The organism is Hyphomicrobium sp. ghe19, from assembly GCF_902712875.1.
Classification (GTDB): Bacteria; Pseudomonadota; Alphaproteobacteria; order Rhizobiales; family Hyphomicrobiaceae; genus Hyphomicrobium_B.
In genome coordinates, this window is the sequence record NZ_LR743509.1 from 781542 (window position 1) to 796724 (window position 15183).

A 15183-nucleotide genomic window follows, 5' to 3' on the forward strand; every position below is an offset into this window, starting at 1 on the left:
AGCCCGACATGAAGCCTAGGCTCCACCACGCTCACAAACCCCCGAAGATATCTAACCCCGCATACCGCTTTGTGTTTACGGCACGCTTAAGGCTGCGGCAATGTCGGAGAAGGCTCAGAGCGATGATAAAATGGCGTTTTTCTGATTTTTTGAGTGCGCAAATGCCATTGGGTGGGCGAATTCAGGATTGTCGGCCCCATTCGATGCGTCCGCGCCGGTCGATTTCCACGCGCGTGTGTTCATACGCCGCGTCCATGATCTCAGTGTGCCGCCGCCAGTCGAGGGCGCCCATCTCGGCGGGCGTTGGCGGGACGAGCAGCCAATCGTCAGCTTCGAGATGGCGCTCGAAATGGCCGCGGTTGGCCATCAGGCTCCGCACCAGCACCGTCGCCGCGGACGGAGCGGCCGGGAGTGCGTCTCTCGTAAAGGGATTGAGCGCGCGCCAGATGAGTTCACGCCGCCTCGGCAGAGTCGAATAGTCGACGGAGAATTTCTCGCCTTCGCCGGCTTGGAAGCTGACGACGACGTTCGGTCCGCGCTTCACGCTGTGCATCGTCTCGACCGGCACGTTCGAAATCACCGAGCCGTCGACGAGCATCCGTCCGTCGTCGGTATAGAAAGGCGGGAGCAGCCCCGGTATCGCGGCGCTGGCGCGGATGGCTCGCCACAGATGTCCGCTCATGTGCACCTCGGCTTCATAGTTCGAGAGATCGGCCGAGACGGCGAAGTAGGGTTTCCAGAGGTCTTCGATGCGAACCGTGCCGTATTCCCGCTCGAGGTGCGCGTCGAAATGCGTGTGATCGAGCAGTCCGTATTTCGGCAGCGTATAGCGCGAGAGCGCGCGGCCTTCGATGAACATGCGATGGACGCGGGCGTCGATAGCGTGCGGATCGAGATCCTGTGCGAAGGCTGCGGCCATCGCGGCGCCGCCCGACGTTCCGCCGAGGAGATCGAATGCGATGCCGGCTTCGCGAAATGCGCGGTATACGCCGATGTGTGCTGAACAATAGGCGCCGCCCCCGCAGGCGACGAAGCCTAACGCTTCGCCAGCCAGAAATCGCCAAAGGCGCGCGATGTCTTCGGTATCGCCGAGGGCGACGTGGTGGTGCATCGCCGGTTGACGATGCGTGAGCCAGTGCCGCGTGCCTTGCGCGATGCCGGGCCGCGCATGCACGATGACGAGCCTGCGGGCTGACGGCGGATGGATCGACAACGCAAAGGTTTCGAGGGGGCCAAGCGGCACTCGCGATCCGACGGGTTCATCGAGCGGCACGGCGACGAGAAGAACCTCATCGGCCTGGCGAATTGCTTTTTCGCTCCACGACGTCAGATCTCGATCGGTAATGAATGCAATCGTGGCGTAGTGGCTCTCGAGGGCGTTCAGGGCTTCGGTGAATTCGAGGTCGCTCGCAGGTGCCTCGCTGACGATATCGGTGATCGTCGCGCTTGAGGTAATCAACGTGCCGGGTCGGGCCGTGGCCGCTTTGGCGAATGCCGAAATGAAGGCTGGCGGAACGAACCCGGATGCAGCTCCGACGATTGCAATCGTACGCGGTCTTGGGCGCGCGTGTTTTGCCTGGGCGTTGCTGCTCAACGCCGAGCTGCGGCGCGTCTCGGCAGCGAGCCGGTCTGCAAGGGTTGCGGTAATTCCGGCCCAGATGGCGGATGAGTTTTCGGAGATCGCGTCGAAGTCGGCGCGCGTCAGGCGCACGACGATGCCATCGCGAATGGCGCTTACGGTTGCCGTTCTAGTGCCGCCCGCGAAGAACGCGATCTCACCAATGGTCGAGCCACGCGAGATCTCTGCGACTGTTCCGGAGTGGCCGCTGACCTCAACGGCGAAGCGGCCGGAGACAACGACGTAAAGGGCGTCAGCGGCCTCGCCCTGCCGTACGACATGGTCGCCTCGGCGGACGTGGATCGGATGCAAGCGATCTTCGAGACGGCGAAGCGCCTCCGCTGGAAGATCCTTGAAGGTCGAGACGCTGGAGAGCGTGAACCGCTTGGACGACATCGGGGCGCCGCATGGCAGGCTTTTTGAGCCTTATACCATGGCGGCGCCCCGCTTATCGAAACGCTGCGTTGCGAAACGGCAAAAGAGATTAACCCGCCTATTTGGCCGATCGCATCAGCCTGCCAAATTAGCCTGCGAGGGCCTCGACGTGCTCCCAGTTCACGAGATTGTCGAACCAGGCTTCGAGGTACTTCGGACGGGCGTTGCGGTAGTCGATGTAATAGCTGTGCTCCCAGACGTCGACGCCAAGGATGGGCTTGGAGCCGTACATCAGCGGGTTTTCGCCGTTCGGGGTTTTCACGACCTCGAGCTTGCCGTCCTTGATTGCGAGCCAAGCCCAGCCGGAGCCGAACTGGCCCTTGCCGGCTTCGATGAAGTCGGTGCGCACCTTGTCGAAGCCGCCGTAAGCGTCGACGAGTGTTTGAATCTTGCCCGGCAGTTTCTTGCCGCCGCCGCCCTTCTTCATCCACTGCCAGAACTGCAGGTGGTTATAGTGCTGGCCGACGTTGTTGATGAGCCCGACCGCCTTATCGGCGTAGGCATTCTTTACGATGTCTTCGAGCGACTGGCCCTCGTATTTGGAGCCAGCGAGGAGCTTGTTGCCGTTTTCGACGTACGCCAGGTGATGCTTGTCGTGGTGGTATTCCAGCGTCTCGGCCGACATGAACGGCGCGAGGGCATCATAGGCGTAGGGAAGATCGGGGAGTTTCAGCGTCATAGGACGAGCACTCATTGCAGTTGGGGGTGGATCGAAAGTCGCGGGAAAGTAGCTTTTGGAATCCGCTTGCACAAGACATGGGCTGAACCTTCCGGTCGTGGCTGCGGTTCCAGCTTCGGTGACGCATCGCAACTAACGGCCAATTCCTAATAACCGATGTTCTAATAAGCGATGCCGGGTAAGCGATGTGGCGACCGGGCGGCGAGGGAGACGCGCCGAGGCCGTTCTTTTTGGATTTGCGGATCGTTCATTCGATTGAGGGGCGCCTTGCGAGAAAGAAGCTCTGCGAATTTACCGGCGCCCGCGCCAATCTCCTTACCAAAATGGCTCCCTTCCAAAATGGCGGACAAACCGCACGGCCGCCGCCTTCGCGATCCGGTCCGTATGCCGTCCATTAAAAGGACGGGTCAAATGGCCGGTCTATTTCACCTAAAAGTAGAACTCAGAGTTTTTTACGCCAATCTGCAAAGGCGGCGTCGGCTCTTATTCCGGTAGGCCGGCTGGCTTATGCCGATTGTGACGCGCAGAAAGGCGGGGAAAGGCATATCGGAGATTGCGGTACGCCAGCTCCGGATCTATTTTTCAACCCGGACGTTTACTCGTGTATTTGGTTGGTCAAATACGACTTTTGTCCAAAACGGCAGTGGCCGCTTTCATTTGTTTATATCAAGCGCGGCGCATCGGAGATATATATTCGCGGCCTTTAGGCAGCCGTCACCTATTAGCCCTCGCGTCAATAAGTGTTTGCCGAAAATTCACGACTATTGATGAGTGTGCGTTGACAAGGTGACACATCGCAGAGATTTCTGCTGCGACGGCTTGCCAATGTGGCTACACCCGGCACAGGATTTAGTAGAGGTTTCGTTTGTCATGCGAAAGGTACACAAGATGGCGGCGTTCAATGTCGACAAGCTCTCGCTCAAAGAACTTGTCGATCTTGAATCCAAAGTGCAAAAGGCCATCGCCCTTGCACGGGATCGCGAACGCTCCGAATTGAAAAGAAAAGTGGCCGATATGGCCGAGACGCATGGATTTTCGGTTGCGGAATTGTTTGGCGGCGTGCGGGGCCGCGGAGCCGGAAAGAACAAGTCCGTCGGGGTTGCAAAGTATGCAAATCCCGAAAACAAATTCGACACCTGGACTGGCCGCGGCCGCAAGCCGAACTGGTTAGTGGAGCGTCTGAGAAAGGGCGCAAAACTCGCAGATTTTTCGATTTAATCAATCCGACTATTAGTCGGTTAAATCGCGGAAATACTGACAATAGGCGGGGATATCCGGAGCGGATATCCTCGCCTAATCTGCATGCAGTTTAAATTTATCATCATTCCTTGGCGCCGCGCGTTTATGTTGCCGGCCGCCGTTTCATGAATCCGACACGCCGGATAAGCCAGTTAATGTGCGTGCAACTCTGGTAACGCTCCGGGCAAAAGCCAACGCGTCTCTCGCCGAATTAGCCGATGTCTTAGCACTCGACTATTGACAGTGCTAGCAGGGGGCCGCATATAGCTCCCGTGCTCGGGCTTCGTAAGGATCTGTCGCGCTTCAGCCGGACAAACCGTTCCCGCCGGACCATCAGGTCCTCCAAGTTGCGAGCCTTGGAATTGTTCATCAAATCATGAGGTTATTCCCATGACGTTCCGTCCGCTCCACGATCGTGTTGTCGTGAAACGTATCGAGGAAGAGTCAAAAACCGCTGGCGGGATCATCATCCCTGATACCGCCAAGGAAAAGCCCCAGCAGGGCGAAGTTGTTGCCGTTGGTCCGGGTGCTCGCGACGAAGCGGGCAAGGTCAATCCTCTCGACGTCAAGGTCGGCGACCGCGTTCTGTTCGGCAAGTGGTCGGGCAGCGAAGTCAAGATCGACGGCGAAGACCTGCTGATCATGAAAGAGAGCGACATTCTCGGCGTGCTCTCGGCTCCCGCTAAGACGAAGGCCGCTGCTTAATTTCACGTCCCCCCAATTCATCAAAGCTTAGGAGTTGCTCGACATGGCAGCTAAAGACGTCAAGTTTTCCCAGGATGCTCGCGAGCGTATGCTTCGCGGCGTCGACATCCTTGCCAACGCCGTCAAGGTAACGCTCGGTCCCAAGGGCCGTAACGTCGTTATCGAGAAGTCGTTCGGCGCGCCCCGCATCACCAAGGACGGTGTGACGGTTGCGAAGGAGATCGAGCTCGAAGATCGCTTCGAGAACATGGGCGCGCAGATGCTCAAAGAGGTCGCCTCCAAGACGGCCGATCTCGCCGGCGACGGCACGACGACTGCAACGGTTCTCGCTCAGGCAATCGTTCGCGAAGGCGCGAAGTCGGTTGCTGCCGGCGCCAACCCGATGGATCTGAAGCGCGGCGTCGATCTCGCAGTTCAGGCGATTGTTGAAGATCTCAAGACGAACTCGAAGAAGGTCACGAAGGACCAGATCGCCCAGGTCGGCACGATCTCGGCGAACGGCGACGAAGTCGTCGGCAAGAAGATCGCGGAAGCGATGGACAAGGTCGGTTCGGAAGGCGTGATCACGGTCGAGGAATCCAAGACCCTCGATTTCGAACTCGATGTCGTCGAAGGCATGCAGTTCGATCGCGGCTATCTCTCGCCGTACTTCATCACCAACGCCGACAAGATGATCGCGGAACTCGAGAACCCCTACATTCTCATCCACGAGAAGAAGCTTTCGGGTCTGCAGGCGATGCTTCCGGTTCTCGAAGCCGTCGTCCAGTCGGGCAAGCCTCTTCTGATCATCGCTGAAGATGTCGAAGGCGAAGCGCTCGCAACGCTCGTCGTTAACAAGCTGCGCGGTGGCCTCAAGGTTGCTGCCGTCAAGGCTCCGGGCTTCGGCGATCGCCGCAAAGCCATGCTCGAGGACATCGCTGTCCTGACGGGCGGCACGGTGATCTCGGAAGACCTCGGCATCAAGCTCGAGACCGTGACGCTGGCCCAGCTCGGCCGCGCCAAGAAGGTGACGATCGACAAGGAAAACACCACGATCGTCGACGGTTCGGGCAAGAAGTCCGACATCGAAGCACGCGTGAAGCAGATCAAGGCGCAGATCGAGGAAACGTCCTCCGATTACGACCGTGAGAAGCTTCAGGAGCGTCTCGCCAAGCTCGCTGGCGGCGTTGCCGTCATCAAGGTCGGCGGTGCAACCGAAGTCGAAGTGAAGGAACGCAAGGACCGCGTCGACGACGCGCTGCACGCGACCCGCGCAGCCGTTGAAGAAGGCATCGTCCCCGGCGGCGGCGTCGCTCTGCTCCGTGCAGGCAAGGCGCTCGACTCGCTGAAGCCCGAGAACGACGACCAGAAGGTCGGCATCAACATCGTTCGCAAGGCATTGCAGGCTCCGGCTCGTCAGATCGCAGCCAACGCTGGTGAAGACGGCTCCGTCATCGTCGGCAAGATCCTCGAGAACTCGACCTACGCGTACGGCTACAATGCGCAGTCGCACGAGTACGGCGATCTCTACAAGCAGGGCGTCATCGACCCGACTAAGGTCGTGCGTTGCGCGCTGCAGGATGCTGCTTCGGTCTCGGGTCTCTTGATCACGACGGAAGCCATGATCGCCGACGTTCCGAAGAAGGACGCGGGCCACGCACACGGTGCTCCTGGCGGCGGCATGGGCGGCATGGGCGGCATGGACTTCTAAGGAAGTTTTTGCTCGGCGCCTTGCGACTCTCCATCGTCGAGCCGGCCGCAAGGCGCGCCACCAGAAATCAGAAAGCCCCGCATCGCTGCGGGGCTTTTTTTGTTGTATGTTTGGTTGGACGCCGTGCGCGAGTTATTCGACCAAGAGCCGGTTCTGGAGAGGATCGCCTTCCGGCCAGAACGCAACATCCTTTTTCGTATCCAGCGATTTGTCGCCGTCGACATCCTTATAGAGGGTCGCCCACAGCGCCGAGCCCGGTGCAACGCCAGCGTCGACCTTGACGCTCACATTATTGTGGCTGCCCTTGTCCAGCGCGGTGAAGCCAAGAATTTTGTCAGAGCGTTTGCCGTCTTCGTCGGCAAAGACCGCGACATAGCCATTATGAGGCAGATGAACATAGCTGATGGCGATCGCGTCGCCCTTGGGCTTCTGATCAAAGGCGATGAGGGATGCGGGAACCTCTGCGGTGGCCTCCTGGCTCGCCGGCTGATCGGTCATCGCGACTGCTGGGTTGGCCGCGAAAGCGAAGAATGCGGCGGCAGCGGCGGTGAGGACGAATTTGGGATCAGCTGCATAAGTCATGGACGTCTCCAAGTTTAGACTGTTGGCTTAAGAGGCGCATTTGATTGCGCATTTTCCATTTGGGGACGCTGATCAGGACATTACACCGTGGGGTCTGTTCACGGCTGTTCACGTTCCCATCAGCGAAGATGTGATTGCTGCAGTGCAATTCGTGAACACTTAAACCGCGCTTCGTGAAAACCTGAATTGAGATCGAAGCCCCGAACGCCGCGAGGAAGCGCGCGGGCTTCCGGTTTTGCTCGAACATATTCCCGCGGAAATATGCAAACGCGGCTTGTTATTCGTCCTCGCCGCAGGCCTTAATCTGAATCATCTGTGCGCGGACCAATCGCGAGATTTCTCGATGCTCTTTTCCTTCTGGTCGGGTGAAGTGAGCTGGATGGAACGCCTCTGCGTCGCCTCCACGAAAGACATCGGAGAAGAGATTACGGTTTTCACCTACGGGAATCGTGAGAAGCTCTCCGCCCAACTCGGATGCCCGGTTCGCGATGCCGCCTCGATCCTGAGCCCAGCCGACAGGGACGAGGCTCTTCAGTTCGGCGTCGCCCACTTTTCCGATTTCTTTCGGCTTGAAGCTATTGCGCAAGGATGCGGGACCTGGACCGATCTCGACGTCATCTTCATCAAGCCGCTTCCCAAATCCGAATATATTTTCGGTGAGCAGAATGATGAGCGGATCGGAAATTCGGTTCTCCGGCTGCCGCCGGACAGCGAGCTTCTCAATCGCTACCTTGCGTTTTGCAGGAAGCGGCCGATGCATCGTTTGGTGATGCCCTGGATGCCGTGGACAACGAAGTGCAGCCGGATCATGAAGGGGCTTGCGGCTTCGGCGATGGGGGCTCGTCTGCCTGCGCCGAAATACGGACCGGCGGCGTTGACCTACTTCGCGGAGCGTTGCGGGGTCGACCACCTCGCGCTTCCGGCCAAGGTTTTTTATCCGATCCCGATCAGGGGCCCAGCCATTACCCGCGTCTTCGAGCCGGGTTTCATCGAGTCGCTCGTCGTGCCCGAAACGGTAGCCGTCCACCTTTGGCGATCGACGTTCGTCCATTTCAACGGGCTTGACGTGCCGAAGTCAGGATGGCTGGCCGGGCAGGTTGCGCGTTTGCTGGCTCCGCGTGTTTCCGAGGCGGCTGCTGAGCGGCGGTATTCGGTGTGAGTTTGGCTTCCGGCTTCGTTTGGTAGCTGGAGCTGGTTCAGCTGTGCGCGCGAGCGAGCGCAACCCACCCTGATCACTCTCACAATTTATAGCTGTTGACAGTCTGTCGCAGCGGTTCGCGCTGAACAGAATTCCTGTACATTTATTCTTGCGCATTACTGCACAAGCTGAAGACGAGCGTCCGCATGAACAGTCATGCGCAGGCGAAGGGGATGCTTATTCTCAAAACTCCAAGACAAAGGGAAGAATAGATGTCGGCCGATATCCTGTCCAAGCTCAAGACCTTACACGACGATGTTCGAGCGCGCATAGAGGCGTCGCCGGACTTCAGAGCCATGAAAGCCGTCGAACGAGCGATCGGCGAGCTTTCGGAAGTTGTTACCGCACCATCTACTTCGGAGACTGAAGCCGCTGCCGCTGAGCCGGTAGCAGAAGCGGCTCCGGAGCCGACTGCTGAAGTGGCCGTAGAGGCCGTTCCAGAGGCTGTCGAGGCCGCTCCGGCACCGGAAGCTGCGGCAGAGGAAGCGGCTGCAGAGGCTGCTGCTGAGGTTGCCGCGGAGGCTGCGCCGGAAGCTGTGGCTGAAGCGCCGGCCGAGACTGCTGCGGAGGAAGCTCCGGCTGCTGAGGCCGCAGCGGAGGCTCCCGCGGACGTTGCAGAGGCTCCGGCCGAAGCGGCTCCGGAGGAGGTCGCCGTAGAGGCTGCCTCGGAGCCTGAGGCCGTTGCCGAGGCAGCTCCGGCTGCCGAAGAAGCTGCTCCGGCTGAAGACGCCGCTCCAGCCGAAGAAGCACCGGCCGAAGCTGCAACTGCCGAAGCTCCGGCGGCTGAAGCCACCGAGCCAGCGGCTGCGGCTGCCGAGGCCGAGGCTGCTGCTCCTGCCGAAGCGCCAGCCGCTGCGGTCGAAATCCCAGCCGAAGACAAGCCGTTGGTCGCCGCGATCGTCGCGAACGGCGCCGCAACACCAGCTGAAGGAGCCAAGACGAGCGCCTAACAGGATCTTTCGGGGTCACTCTTTTGAACGAAGCCCCGGCCGCGAGAGCCGGGGCTTTTGCGCGGGGATCGGGTCAGGAGGGTCAGGCGCGAGACTTTAGACGCGAGGTTGGGCTGTGGAACTACGCGCGCTTTTGCGAGTCCAAAGTCTGAGAGCAGAGCACGGAGTGCAGTCGAGATCATAAGATTGACCGGACAAGAAACCGGCAAGACTGGGAGGATCAGCCATGATGAATGCGGTTGAAGTTCATGATCATGCCCCCAAGCTCTACGTGTTGAACGGAGGCAAGGCGCTCGCCGACGCGACAGCAATGGCGCGCCGATACGCCCAGAGCGGCGATAAGGGGCTCGCGGAAGATTGGCGCCGCATTCAAGCGGCCCTCAGGGAATTGATCGGACCTAGCGTCAGCTAGTTCTGAGCGGATTGCGGTTTGCGAGAGCAGATGCCGATGCGGGTGATTGCCGAATAGTCGAAGCGGCCCTGGCTGAATGATGCTGTTCTGCCGTGACGGTTCGCCGTTTCGCGGACTGTGCTTTCGAGATCGAGACGCGGCGTGACGCTGAAGCGGGCAAGCCACGCGCGCATGGCACGGCGCGGAAGCGGACGCATCGAGGCCATCGTACCGAAGTCGACGATGTGCAGTTCTCCACGCGGCGCAAGCTGCGTGACGGCGCGGTCGATCACCGCTTCCCAAGGCGGTATCATGGACAATGCGTAGGAAATGAAAATGCGATCGAACTTTCTGACGCCGAAGAGTTCGTTCGGCGAAAATGTCGTCGCGTCGGCCTGCGCGACCGTTATCGCGTCGCCAACGTGGCTCCGATCGATGGCGGCGCGCGCTGTCTTCAGCATCTCTTCGGAAACGTCGAGCCCGTAGAATTGAGTCGCTGGGTAAAGGTGCGCGGCGCGAAGCAGGTTGCGCGCCGTTCCGCAGCCGATCTCGAGCACGGATCCCGGTACGGGCGGATCGAGCTCATCGATCAATTGATCGCGGCCGAGAAGATAATAGCGGCGTGTCAGGTCGTAGATGTAGCGCTGGCGGCGATACATGCCGTCCATTGCGCTTGCTGCAGTCGCGTTCGTGGCTGCGGTCATCGTACCCGTCAGGCGTTTTTGACGTAGAGGTGGAAGCCGCCGTAGATCGCCGAGCGGTCCTTATTGTGGATCTCGGCCGATTTCGCGGCATCGTAGGTCCAGCGGTCCAGGGTCGCGTCCGAGACGCGGCCGGGCAGAATGCTTTCTTCGCCCGCGGTCCGGAAGATGACGCGAGCGCCGGGGCGGGCCGTGCGCGTGATCTCTTGCCAAAGGGCGTTGAGCGCGGCGTCGTCCATCCAGTCCTGGGCGTCGAGCAGCACGTAGCGGTCGAGGCTTTCCGCCGGTTCGTTCGACAGGAAACGGATCATGTTGTCGTGGATGACATTGACCCGGTTGGCGCGCGCCTTGACGGCCATGAAATTCGCCTTGTCCAGGTAGGGCGGGCACGGGCCTTCGCCTTGCGCTGGGTAGCGGCGGCCGAACGCCTGCCAGGCGAAATAGTTGTCTTTCAGATCGAAGCCGGTCGCGAGGCGCTCGGAGCGCTCTCTCAGAACATCGGACATGCGCCGCGAGCCGCCATTGCACAGCGCATCGTATTGCACCGGCGGGATGCCTAAGCCGAAGAGCGAGGCGCGGTTCGAAGTGATCCAGCGCAGCACGGGGTGTTCGAAGGCCGGGGCGATTTCGCGTGCGAAGATTTCGCGCTGCTCTTCGATGGTGCGCGCATCGAGCATGCGCTTCGGATTTGCGCCGAAGATGCGAGCCGCGAGGTGTCCGGTGGCGATGAAGCGTCCGAGCAAGCCGAAATGATAGAAGTTGCGCGCGAACCGCGAGATGCGGCGGCGGCCGGTGAGGTCGCGCCCTTCCCAATAGCCGCGCGTATCCGCGTCGAGGTGCTGGGCGATCAGATCGTTATAGAGGTGGATATTGCGGCGGTCGTTGGCGGCGCCGAAGAAGCGATAGAATGTTGCGTGGTTCGGCAGGTGCTGTGCGGCCGCTACTTTGAGCTTCAGCAACGCGATGTGGGTTTGGTTGAGATCGATCGCGTAAATGCGCGCCGGATTGGCCGTCAGGTAGCTCATGACGTTACAGCCGCCGGAGGCGATCGTGACCAGACGGCTTTGCGGCGTGAGCTCGAGGGCTTCCATATCGGCGCGCGGGTCTTCCCAAATCTGCGGATAGACCATCGAACGGAACGCGAATGTGAAGGTGCGCTCGAGAATGCCAGCAAAGCTCAGAGCGCTGTTCTGATGAACGGCTTCGCTCAGGAGATCAGGGCTCGTCGGTTCGAAAACTTTGGCGGTGACGTTCAAATGAGATCTCCGATTGTTTTTTCTTTCTTTGTTTCGGACGACGCGCTCCGCGCGCCGGCCGTCCGAAACTAGGCCGCTTCGATGAGCCAACGGCCCGAAGGCGCCTGCTTGCCGCGGGCGGCCAGATGTTCTTTCCAGCGAATGATTTCGAATTGGCCGTCGAAGCGCTCTGCGATCGCCGTGCAGCTTTCAACCCAATCGCCGCAGTTCAGATAGTGAATGCCGTCGATCATGCGTTCGTTGGCGTGATGGATGTGGCCGCAGATGAGGCCCTGCGTGTCGCGGCGGCGCGCTTCGCCGGCGAGAGCTTCTTCGAACTCGCCGATGTAATTGACGGCGCTTTTGACCTTGTGCTTCAGGAACGCGGAAAGCGACCAGTGCCCGAGGCCAAGCTGACGGCGCATGAAGTTCAGCGGCACGTTGAGCGCGAGAGCGGCGTCGTACGAGCGGTCGCCGAGGAATGCCAGCCAGCGGGCGTAGCGGACGACGACGTCGAATTCATCGCCGTGCAGAACGAGATAGCGTTTGCCGTTGGCGCCTTCGTGCACGGCATCGCGGCGCAGTTCGACGCCGCCGAAATTCATTCCCGCGTAATCGCGCAAGCCATCGTCGTGATTGCCTGGGATGAAGACGACGCGCGTGCCCTTGCGGGCTTTGCGAAGCAGTTTTTGCAGGACGTCGTTGTGGCTTTGCGGCCAATGGGGACCACGGCGAACTTTCCAGAAATCGACGATGTCGCCAACCAGATAGAGATCCTGGCATTCGACGTTTTTCAGGAAGTCGATGAGGGCTGTCGCTTGCGAGTTACGCATCCCGAGATGGATGTCGGAAATGAAGACGGCCCGATAATTCAATTCCGGGTTCGGTGCGCTCAATGTCAGCCCCCCAGTCACTACGCTTTCCATAAAAGCAGCTAAGCTTTCACGCGAAACGTAGGACGGGATTCATGTAACAGGCGTATGACGAAGGCCTGCGGCTGTGAGGTAAGCCGAGCGGCAAATGCCCGGCTCGCGGATATTTACCAATAATTCCGGATGAAAAAGAGACGTGGACTGAGGCTTTGCTGCAGCCTGGCGGCGAGGCCTTTACGCGAAGCCGCCTGGAAAGTTTTTGTTGGCGTCTGGCGACTCCCCGGAGCCGGTCGCCAGACGTTGCCGCCAAGGGGGCTCGAAATCAAAGCTCCGTACGTTGGGCTATGAGCTCCCATGCAAACAGCAGAGCGGTATCGACGGCGCCGACGATAAGAAACGCCAGCGCGATCGGATATGTCGATGTTTCAGGCAATCCCAGATCAACACCGCGCGTCGAGACGGCGAGTGCTGCGATAAGACTGAGAAGGGCTAGAACGGCGAAGACAACTTGGACGAACTTGCGCGAACGCTCGCGCTCCCGACCTATAGTGTCCATCAGGTCATTTCCTCAACGCAATACAAACAGCAGACCCCGCAACGCCGGAGAACCTATCCGGAGCAAAAGCCCAGGTGAAGTGAAATATTTTGATTTGCTAAGCAAGTGCCTTTGCCGCCAAGTCTTTGAGCACTTTGCGCTGTTGTTCGGCATCAGACGGGAAATCGTTCTCGATCCACCAGCGTTCGAAAGCCTCGAGAACGCGGCCGACGGCGACCCCTTGGCCAACACCGAGCGCCATGACATCGCTTCCGGAAAAGGGCATTTTGGAAGCGTTCCAACGATCCGGCAGTAACGCACGAGCGCGCCAGGTCTGGGAGTTGGGCGAAGCGCCGGACCGAGCCCACGCGAGGCGTGCCGCACGGCGGAAAGTTTCCGGCCCGAGTCTGTAAAGAGCCGCTCGGCCCGCGGATTCCGGTGTGTGCGGATCGATCCCCGGATCGGTCTCAAGGGCTGCTGCAATGCGATGGGCGTCGGCATTCGAGAGCCTGAGCTGGTTGGCGAGAAAGACGTCGTCGCCCGGATGAATGACGGCGAGGGCCGCCAAACGCGTTATCGGATCGGGTGGTTCGCCGAGGGCCGCTTCGATGCCGGCCAGCCGGGCGAAACGATCCGGCTCGATCTGCGTCCGAACTGCCAGTTGCAGAATGCCTGCGTCATACATGACGCCAAGAACGTCCGGTGCGCCGGGTGCTGCGAGAAGCTTCAGCATCTCGGCGCTCACACGCTCGGCGGAGAGGAGGATCAGGCCATCCTTCAATGCCTCCGCCGCGGCGAGGCCGGTCGGATCGATCTGGCCGTTCCCATATTGGGCACTGAAGCGGAAGAAGCGGAGAATGCGAAGGTAGTCCTCGCGTATCCGCGCTTCCGCATCGCCGATGAAGCGGACGCGGCGCTTGCGGATGTCGGCGAGGCCGCCACCAACCGGATCATAAATGTTGCCAGCGAGATCGCAGTAGAGCGCGTTGATCGTGAAGTCGCGGCGGGAGGCGTCTTCCGTCCAATCGTTCGTGAATGCAACGACGGCGTGGCGGCCATCGGTCTCGACATCGCGGCGAAGGGTCGTGACTTCGAACGACTGTCCATCGCTAACAATGGTTATGGTGCCGTGGTCGATGCCGGTCGGGTGGGCGCCAAGACCAGCATCACGTGCGAGACGCATGGTATCTTCGGGGGGCGACGTCGTTGCGATATCGACTTCATGGACTGGCCGATCGAGCAGCGCATTGCGCACGGCGCCACCGACGACGCGGGCTTTGGCGCCGCCAGAGCCAAGTGCGGCGAAGACCTTCGCTAGCTCAGGCGAGTTCAACCAAGGGGCGCTCAAGCGCGGCCATTTCAACGGAGCTTCGGCCATGGATCAGGGCTTTGCCGCCGGCTGCTCTGCCGGTTCGGGAACATGGATGCTATGGCCGGGTTCCAGCTTGCCACCTTCGATCGAGGCCGGCACGTAAACGTCGCGCGGGCTGTTGTGAGACCGCGACGAGAATGCGATGAGCGTTCCGAGCATCAGCGCGGCACCGGCGACGAAAAGCCGGAGCAACGGCGCCCGGCTCACGATCGCCGACAGGCCAGCCCATTCGTCTTCCTTGAACGCGATCCACATGATGTAAACGAGCGTCGGCAACAGGAAGAAGAAAATGTTTTCGATGACGATCCGAGTCATATGCTGAAAAGTCTCCGATAGAGCGTGCGAATTATTCCAGCGGTCGCACCCCAAATATAGTGTTCTTCGTAGGGCATTGCATAGAAACGGCGCTCGATGCCGCCGAAGACCCGACTGTGTATCTGATGATTGGCTTCGTTCATCAAAAAAGCGAATGGAACTTCAAAGACGGAGGCGACTTCCTTTGGATCCGGCGTCAGCTCGAAGCCGGGGCGCACGAGGGCGACCGACGGCGTGATGATGTAGCCCGTGCCAGTGCGGTAAGGCGGCAGGAAGCCGACCGGCTCGATGAAGGCCTGATCCAAGTCGATCTCTTCCCGTGTTTCTCGCAGTGCAGCAGCGAGCGGGCCAGCGTCGAAAGATTCCACCTTTCCGCCCGGAAAGGCGATTTGACCAGCGTGAGATGGCAAATGATCCGTTCTTGCCGTCAAGAGAACTGAAAGCGACTGGCGCGCGACGATGGGCACCAACACCGCGGCGTGCCGCAGGCCCGCGGCGCTGCGGGTGCTTCCCGGATTTAGATCATCGTCGCTCGGAGCTTGCGGTTCGTCGAGAAGTGGCGGGGCCCTGAGGAGGCGAGATCGCGCCAATTCCTCGAATGTCGCCGCGTCGATGCCGGGTGTGTTCATATTGGTCATAATGGGGGCGGAAAGTCGGTTCATTGCT

General features: G+C 60.1%; 16 protein-coding genes. 6 read left to right on the plus strand and 10 right to left on the minus strand.

Going from position 1 to position 15183, the window contains the following annotated elements:
• Positions 1-181: 181 nt before the first annotated feature.
• Positions 182-2014: a cyclic nucleotide-binding and patatin-like phospholipase domain-containing protein gene (locus AACL53_RS03630; protein WP_339082580.1), complete on the minus strand. Its 1833-nt coding sequence runs from the start codon at positions 2012-2014 to the stop codon at positions 182-184.
• A 127-nt stretch (positions 2015-2141) separates the two neighbouring features.
• Complete coding sequence (locus AACL53_RS03635) at positions 2142-2732, minus strand: superoxide dismutase (protein WP_339082582.1); 591 nt, start codon at positions 2730-2732, stop codon at positions 2142-2144.
• An 870-nt stretch (positions 2733-3602) separates the two neighbouring features.
• Here AACL53_RS03635 and AACL53_RS03640 point away from each other — a divergent pair.
• The 3 genes from AACL53_RS03640 (at position 3603) to groL (ending at position 6366) form a co-directional block, all read left to right on the plus strand.
• Positions 3603-3950: an H-NS histone family protein gene (locus AACL53_RS03640; protein ID WP_339082584.1), complete on the plus strand. Its 348-nt coding sequence runs from the start codon at positions 3603-3605 to the stop codon at positions 3948-3950.
• A 411-nt stretch (positions 3951-4361) separates the two neighbouring features.
• Positions 4362-4676 carry a co-chaperone GroES gene (groES, locus tag AACL53_RS03645; RefSeq protein ID WP_339082585.1) on the plus strand — a complete coding sequence of 105 codons (315 nt, stop codon included), beginning with the start codon at positions 4362-4364 and terminating at the stop codon, positions 4674-4676.
• 43 nt (positions 4677-4719) lie between these two features.
• The gene (groL, locus tag AACL53_RS03650; RefSeq protein ID WP_339082586.1) at positions 4720-6366 is read left to right on the plus strand and encodes a chaperonin GroEL; all 1647 of its coding nucleotides are present in this window, start codon (positions 4720-4722) and stop codon (positions 6364-6366) included.
• Between the two features lie 132 nt (positions 6367-6498).
• Here groL and AACL53_RS03655 read toward each other — a convergent pair whose 3' ends face one another.
• A complete protein-coding gene (locus AACL53_RS03655) occupies positions 6499-6948 on the minus strand; it encodes a hypothetical protein (protein ID WP_339082587.1) in 450 nt (149 codons plus the stop codon).
• Between the two features lie 343 nt (positions 6949-7291).
• Here AACL53_RS03655 and AACL53_RS03660 point away from each other — a divergent pair, with 343 nt between their 5' ends.
• The 3 genes from AACL53_RS03660 to AACL53_RS03670 all read left to right on the plus strand — a co-directional run bounded on the left by AACL53_RS03660 (position 7292) and on the right by AACL53_RS03670 (position 9508).
• Positions 7292-8107 carry a hypothetical protein gene (locus AACL53_RS03660; protein WP_339082588.1) on the plus strand — a complete coding sequence of 272 codons (816 nt, stop codon included), beginning with the start codon at positions 7292-7294 and terminating at the stop codon, positions 8105-8107.
• Between the two features lie 251 nt (positions 8108-8358).
• Positions 8359-9096, plus strand: coding sequence for a hypothetical protein (locus AACL53_RS03665; RefSeq protein ID WP_339082589.1), 738 nt, complete (start codon positions 8359-8361; stop codon positions 9094-9096).
• A gap of 226 nt (positions 9097-9322) precedes the next feature.
• Entirely contained in the window at positions 9323-9508 is a 186-nt protein-coding gene (locus tag AACL53_RS03670; protein ID WP_339082590.1) for a hypothetical protein, read from the plus strand.
• Here the strand turns inward: AACL53_RS03670 and AACL53_RS03675 are convergent.
• The 7 genes from AACL53_RS03675 to AACL53_RS03705 form a co-directional block, all read right to left on the minus strand.
• Complete coding sequence (locus AACL53_RS03675; RefSeq protein WP_339082591.1) at positions 9505-10191, minus strand: class I SAM-dependent methyltransferase; 687 nt, start codon at positions 10189-10191, stop codon at positions 9505-9507. The two genes, AACL53_RS03670 and AACL53_RS03675, sit on opposite strands and share 4 nt — an antisense overlap.
• An 8-nt stretch (positions 10192-10199) precedes the next feature.
• Positions 10200-11444, minus strand: a complete 1245-nt coding sequence (locus AACL53_RS03680) for a DUF3419 family protein (protein ID WP_339082593.1) — start codon at positions 11442-11444, stop codon at positions 10200-10202.
• Positions 11445-11512: 68 nt separating this feature from the next.
• A complete protein-coding gene (locus AACL53_RS03685; protein ID WP_339086871.1) occupies positions 11513-12325 on the minus strand; it encodes a UDP-2,3-diacylglucosamine diphosphatase in 813 nt (270 codons plus the stop codon).
• A gap of 292 nt (positions 12326-12617) precedes the next feature.
• Entirely contained in the window at positions 12618-12851 is a 234-nt protein-coding gene (locus AACL53_RS03690) for a hypothetical protein (protein ID WP_339082595.1), read from the minus strand.
• A gap of 97 nt (positions 12852-12948) precedes the next feature.
• Positions 12949-14208, minus strand: coding sequence for a CCA tRNA nucleotidyltransferase (locus AACL53_RS03695; protein ID WP_339082597.1), 1260 nt, complete (start codon positions 14206-14208; stop codon positions 12949-12951).
• Positions 14209-14211: 3 nt separating this feature from the next.
• Positions 14212-14517: a DUF6111 family protein gene (locus AACL53_RS03700; protein WP_339082599.1), complete on the minus strand. Its 306-nt coding sequence runs from the start codon at positions 14515-14517 to the stop codon at positions 14212-14214.
• Positions 14514-15179, minus strand: coding sequence for a CoA pyrophosphatase (locus AACL53_RS03705; protein WP_339082601.1), 666 nt, complete (start codon positions 15177-15179; stop codon positions 14514-14516). Before AACL53_RS03705 ends, AACL53_RS03700 begins: the two co-directional genes overlap by 4 nt.
• Positions 15180-15183: the final 4 nt, after the last annotated feature.